At 55.0% G+C, this 5,301-nt stretch carries 11 protein-coding genes; 9 read left to right on the forward strand and 2 right to left on the reverse strand.

The annotated features are described in order from the left end of the window. Window positions 1-93: 93 nt before the first annotated feature. Together ACOI8A_RS28140 and ACOI8A_RS28145 are read right to left on the reverse strand one after the other, a co-directional pair. Window positions 94-390: an addiction module antidote protein gene (locus tag ACOI8A_RS28140; RefSeq protein ID WP_102606519.1), complete on the reverse strand. Its 297-nt coding sequence runs from the start codon at window positions 388-390 to the stop codon at window positions 94-96. Then, on the reverse strand, window positions 387-689 hold the full coding sequence (locus ACOI8A_RS28145) for a type II toxin-antitoxin system RelE/ParE family toxin (protein ID WP_011475355.1): 303 nt from the start codon (window positions 687-689) through the stop codon (window positions 387-389). The genes ACOI8A_RS28140 and ACOI8A_RS28145 overlap by 4 nt, the downstream gene beginning before the upstream one ends. Window positions 690-898: 209 nt before the next feature. Here ACOI8A_RS28145 and ACOI8A_RS28150 point away from each other — a divergent pair, with 209 nt between their 5' ends. From ACOI8A_RS28150 to ACOI8A_RS28190, 9 genes are all read left to right on the forward strand, one after another. Continuing rightward, on the forward strand, window positions 899-1,117 hold the full coding sequence (locus ACOI8A_RS28150) for a hypothetical protein (protein WP_102606520.1): 219 nt from the start codon (window positions 899-901) through the stop codon (window positions 1,115-1,117). A gap of 63 nt (window positions 1,118-1,180) precedes the next feature. Continuing rightward, window positions 1,181-1,342: a hypothetical protein gene (locus ACOI8A_RS28155; RefSeq protein ID WP_420657971.1), complete on the forward strand. Its 162-nt coding sequence runs from the start codon at window positions 1,181-1,183 to the stop codon at window positions 1,340-1,342. A 3-nt stretch (window positions 1,343-1,345) separates the two neighbouring features. Next, window positions 1,346-1,498, forward strand: a complete 153-nt coding sequence (locus ACOI8A_RS28160) for a hypothetical protein (RefSeq protein ID WP_420657973.1) — start codon at window positions 1,346-1,348, stop codon at window positions 1,496-1,498. Between the two features lie 38 nt (window positions 1,499-1,536). Beyond that, window positions 1,537-1,818, forward strand: coding sequence for a hypothetical protein (locus ACOI8A_RS28165; protein ID WP_420657975.1), 282 nt, complete (start codon window positions 1,537-1,539; stop codon window positions 1,816-1,818). A gap of 145 nt (window positions 1,819-1,963) precedes the next feature. Continuing rightward, window positions 1,964-2,206 carry a hypothetical protein gene (locus ACOI8A_RS28170; RefSeq protein ID WP_017124956.1) on the forward strand — a complete coding sequence of 81 codons (243 nt, stop codon included), beginning with the start codon at window positions 1,964-1,966 and terminating at the stop codon, window positions 2,204-2,206. 51 nt (window positions 2,207-2,257) lie between these two features. Continuing rightward, a complete protein-coding gene (locus tag ACOI8A_RS28175; protein ID WP_420657978.1) occupies window positions 2,258-3,940 on the forward strand; it encodes a DNA cytosine methyltransferase in 1,683 nt (560 codons plus the stop codon). Between the two features lie 82 nt (window positions 3,941-4,022). Then, window positions 4,023-4,241, forward strand: coding sequence for a hypothetical protein (locus tag ACOI8A_RS28180; protein ID WP_017124954.1), 219 nt, complete (start codon window positions 4,023-4,025; stop codon window positions 4,239-4,241). An 11-nt stretch (window positions 4,242-4,252) separates the two neighbouring features. Continuing rightward, entirely contained in the window at window positions 4,253-4,675 is a 423-nt protein-coding gene (locus ACOI8A_RS28185; RefSeq protein WP_420657980.1) for a hypothetical protein, read from the forward strand. Window positions 4,676-5,041: 366 nt separating this feature from the next. Continuing rightward, window positions 5,042-5,260 carry a hypothetical protein gene (locus ACOI8A_RS28190; RefSeq protein WP_420657982.1) on the forward strand — a complete coding sequence of 73 codons (219 nt, stop codon included), beginning with the start codon at window positions 5,042-5,044 and terminating at the stop codon, window positions 5,258-5,260. The last annotated feature ends 41 nt before the right edge of the window (window positions 5,261-5,301 follow it).

Here is a 5,301-nt window from a genome sequence, read left to right on the forward strand (position 1 = left end):
GACGCTCGGCCTCTGAGCAGCCCGGCAGAGCGGCGTTGGCAAGACATTTTGATAAAAAACCCGCACAACGGCGGGTTTGAGTCAGCGCAACGTTTACCCGTGGGCCAGGTCGACGTGCTGTTTTGCTGTCATGTCCAGGCCAACCGCACGCATCACGCCGATCATGGTTTTCAATGTCGGGTTGCCGTTTTTCAATTGATAGAGGTGTGCGCGGGTAACGCCTGCCTCTTTTGCAATTGCGGTCATGCCTTTGGCGCGAGCTACCACGCTCAGCGCTTGCGCGATAAAGGAGGCATCCCCCGATTCGAAAGCATCGGCCATAAAGATGGCGATAGATTCCGCGTCTGTAAGTAATTCCGCTGGGTCATATTCGTAGATTGGTTCTTTCATTCGTCTTCACTCCACTGGCTTGCCAGAGTTTTAGCGGTTTCTATATCCCGCGCCTGACTGCTTTTATCCCCACCGCAAAGCAATAGGACCAGCTGATCGCCGCGCTGCTGGAAATATACCCGGTAGCCGGGGCCATGATGAATTCGCAACTCACTGACGCCTTGACCTACTGGCTGCACGTCACCGAGCAACCCGTGGGCTACCCGCAACACCCGCGCCGCGATAATCAGTTTGGCCTTCTTGTCACGCAGTTTGCGTTCCCAAGTCATGTAAGTGGCGGTTTGGATAATCGTTTTCATGGGTATAAGTGTATTATATATATGACACACGGTCAAGCGGATGGGCGCATTCTCGCATGCGAGAAAGTAAATAAACAGTCCTATTGGATGATACTAGTAGTTGACTCGGCTTGTGTTTGTTGAGATAATTTCTCCGTCGAAGCAATCCTGTTTCGACAGCTTGGAACCAGCGGCGGCAACCGCCCAAGCGAATTGCGAAGGAGAATGAAATGGCTGTTCATCGTGTTATTTGGGAAATGGACGTTGATGTAACTGGCGGTCCGCTGGCTGCTGCTCAAGCTGTTGCGAAACAGTATTTTGCTAAGCACGTCGCGAATGGTGAACCAGGTAGCGCATGCGTGTTCACTGTCATCGATCCAAAGGGGAAGCGTGCGTTGGTCGACCTGGCACCGAGTCTCAGTGACCTGGAAGGCGACGACACCGAGTAATCAACACTCAGCGCGCCCGGTGCAGGTAAGCGCCGGGCAACCCCGACAGATGAGGTGATAACCATGACCCTGGACGAAGCTCTTGAAGAAGACAACGTGGTAAGCCGCGACGAAGCCAAAGCCGAGTGCGAGAAACATTCCCTCGACTTTGCAGATCTCGTTGACGAGCTGGGCGATCACTCTGAATACCATTCCCGCGACGTAATGCATTGGCTGGGTTACTGATCCATGACCACTACCAAACCGGCTGGGCTCACTGAAATTTCGTTGACCCTCGCAATCGAGACGCGGGACGCGCTTCGCGCCCAAGGCGTCAAATGCCAGTTGCGCTTTGTGAGCGACGATCTTTGGAACGTGCTGTTGGCAGGCACGGACTACTAATTCGGGAAGCCCGGTTCGCCGGGCATTCGGGTGCAATCATGAATCAGACACCACGCCAAGAACGCATGTTGTTCGGCGATGAGGCTGACGCTCACGCCTTCTGGAAGGACAAAGAGTGGAAGACCTTCGCGGTTGATTTAATCGCTCATACGGGCAAGAAACAGAAAGTGATCCACACCATGTACGTTCGGGCGCGCTCAAGCGTAGATGCTGCTACGTGCGCGAAGGAAAACGACTGGAACCGTAAACCTAAGCCTCGTTACGTTGCTCGGCTTGCTGGCCCACGCGAGCTGGGTTGTACTCCAGCAGCATCAAAATAATAAACCTTTAGTAAAATTGAATGATACTATTAGTTGACCTTGAATCGATCTTTTGAGATACTGAGTCTGTCGAGGCAACCCCGCCTCGGCAGCTTGGGACAAAGCGGCGGCAACCGCTCCAAGTCACTCGAAGGAGATTCAAACAATGACTACCGAAACCCACCTGCTGTATTTCAGCGATGCGAAAACCCTGCGCGAGTACAGCGGTTTTACCGTTGAACCGTCCCATCAAGCCCGTCCTGGGCAAATCCCTTCCACCGTCACCCTGTACATGGTTGTCGCTCAGCGATCCGGCATTGGCCAGCGCGAAGTTCTCGCAGAGTTCCCGTTGGAACTGCACGCAGAAATCTTCCGCGACATGGCCGAAGCGACTGCCTCAGCCATCTGACCTCAGCACGCCCGGACCTCTCGGTCCGGGCATCAGTGACGGAATACGATCATGCCTATCAGGTACGTGCTCAAGCACTTTCATTTCTGCTGCGGTTTAGGCGGCGGCGCAAAGGGTTTCAACCAGAACAAAGAGGTAGTCGGCAAGCTGCAGGCTGAATGGCGTTGCGTCGGTGGTGTCGACGTGGACGCCGGAGCGCTCAAGGATTTTGAGCGCTTGGCCGGTGTACCAGGTACTCAGATGGATCTGTTCACCCGCGAGCAGTACATCGCGTTTCACGGCAAGCAACCGCCTGCGGATTGGCGGGAGGCTACGCCGGATGACATTCGCCGCGCCGCTGGCTACCAAGATCCTGACGTTGTGTTCATCAGCAGCCCATGCAAAGGCGCGTCGGGCTTGTTGTCCGAAGCCTTGAGCCTCACACCCAAATATCAGGCGCTCAACGAGCTGACGCTACGTTGCGTGTGGCTCATGTGCGAAGCGTGGCAACACAACCCAGTCAGCTTGATCGTGTTCGAGAACGTACCGCGTCTGGCCAGCCGTGGCCGACACTTGCTTGATCAGATCGGGCAGATCCTTGAGTTCTTCGGCTACGCCGTTTCGGAGACGACCCACGACTGCGGCGAACTGGGCGGACTGGCCCAATCCCGCAAACGGTTCTTGCTGGTCGCCCGTCATGTCGAGAAGGTTCCACCGTTCCTGTACGAGCCGGAAAAGAAGTCGCTGCAATCCGTTGGTGCCGTCCTCGGCCGCATGCCGATGCCAGGTGACATCGAGCGCGCAGGCCCAATGCACCGTGTGCCGTCACTGCAATGGAAAACGTGGGTGCGGCTCGCGCTTGTCGAAGCGGGCAAGGATTGGCGAAGTCTCGATCAACTAGCGATCCATGACGGCTATTTGCGGGACTTTGTGATCGTGCCAGAGGCGTTCTCAGGCTATTTGGGTGTAAATGCCTGGAATAAAGCCGTAGGCACCGTGGCGGGCCAATCAGGCCCTACCAACGGGGCATTCTCTGTCGCAGATCCGCGAAGCCCCATAGACGCGCCTCAATATCATCAATATGGCGTGCGCAAGTGGGAAGACACTAGCGGCGCAATTATTGGGGTCAAGTCACCAGGTCAGGGCACGTTCAGCGTTGCGGATCCGCGTGGCGCAGCTGGTGGTCACGGCAAATACAACGTAACTCGTTGGAATGGCTGCGCTCGAACTGTGATCGCGGGCAGTACAACAGGGCAGGGGGCCTTCGCTGTGCAGGATCCTCGCTCCGGCCTGCGCCGCGTGAAAGGCGATGCCTATCTCACTGGCGGGCATTACGGCGTTGTCCCTTGGGGCAGCACTGCCGGTGCTGTGTCAGCCAGTGCGCGCCTGGACAATGGCCGTTGGAGTGTCGCTGACCCAAGAATGCCGGCAGCCAATGATCGACTGACATGCGTGATCAGAAGCCTCGACGGCACCTGGCACCGCCCATTCACCACACTTGAAATGGCTGCATTGCAAAGCCTTGTCGATCCCGAGGAAATGCTCGAACTGGATGGGTTGAGCGATCAAGCGTGGCGGGAACGGATCGGGAACGCGGTCCCACCAAAGGCTGCTGAAGCCATTGCGGGTGTAATGGCTCAAACCATCCTGCTAGCCAAGCAAGGGGAAACCTTCTTGCTCAGCCATATGCCTGTATGGGTTCGCCCAGTGGCCGTGGGGCTTTCGTTAGCCAATCACCTCGATAACGCAGCATGACTCTGCGCCCCTGACGGGGCGCTTTATCTCCCTGGACAAGCGGCGGCAACCGCCCCGGGAAATCAGCGAAGGAGATCCACAAATGCACTTTCGTGACCTCACTCAAAGCAAAGCCGAACGTTCCTGCCATGCACTGCAATCCGCTGCAAGGTTGGCAGAACTGCACAAGAAGTGGTATTCAGCCGCGGAACTTTACGAAGCCGCCGCCTCGATCTGGCCTGGCAACGGCTTGACCTACATGCGAAGGGCCGAACAATGCCGCTCGCTGGTCGATTCCGCACGCGATGAAATGGATCTCTGAGGACCGATGTAATGGACAACACCAATGTGCAGCACTCAACCGATTACCTCGATGTTCTTATGTGGCTCGAAACAGCGTCTGAGGATGAAATCTCTGGTGCGTATTGGCTGGCCAGCGGATCCACCAAAACGGATTTGCGCCACGGTATACAGGCTCTAATGGACTCAGATAGACCAGCATTGGCCATCTACTTCACGGAACTGGTGATCGGGCCAATCAAGCTGGCCGACCTTCATAAAACGTTCCCCGAGGTTTGCGAGCCCATGGAGCAGCTACACGATTCTGTTTCAAGGCGAGAACATGAGCCCCATTACCCTTTGAAGGGATATGGCGCTTTGTCTGCTGCCATCAATGAACTGAAAGACCAGGGACGACTCAGTGCAGCTCAATGCACGCTGCTATTAGCAGAGTTAGCTGGCCTCAAGAAAGGATAAGGATATGTCTGCATACACAAAGAGTGTGATAGCTGCATGCGTGTTGACTTGCTCGGCGTGCGTACTGCTCGGCCTCGGAATTGGGTTTTCATGGGGGGTGAGCAAAGGTGCGGAATGGGTGGGTAAAGGATTTGATAAAGGCTACAAACAAGCTTTCGAAACCTGGAACCGACCTACGGGAATTAGCCCACCTGACCACCGTCCGAAAGGGTCTTGGCCAACCTTGGATATTGGCGAGTTTTGCCAAAGCTACAACGCAGATGTAAAGCTGCCATCTAGCCAATACGATCAACTACGAGAGGCAGGCGTAGACCCTGCCGAGATCTGCAAATCCTCAACTGCATCTGATAAATAAAGGGAATTTCAATGAAGAAGCTCAGCGATACTCAGTATTTTGTAATTTCATTCATCGTCAGTTTTCTGGTGGTGGTTGCTGTATGTGCTTACTTTGTGGCACCTGCAAATCTCACAATGGGTGATTTCAGAGCAGCAACATTGACGGAAAAATATTTCTGGTTTGCCGTCATCGTCATTGTTTTTTTAAGCGGTGTGTTGCGTTACAAGCCTTGGGAAATTCGCAACTAATCCCTTCTCTTGCGTGCCCCCTTCGGGGGGCGGCTCTCGTG

The organism is Pseudomonas sp. P4795, assembly GCF_048822895.1.
GTDB lineage: Bacteria > Pseudomonadota > Gammaproteobacteria > Pseudomonadales > Pseudomonadaceae > Aquipseudomonas.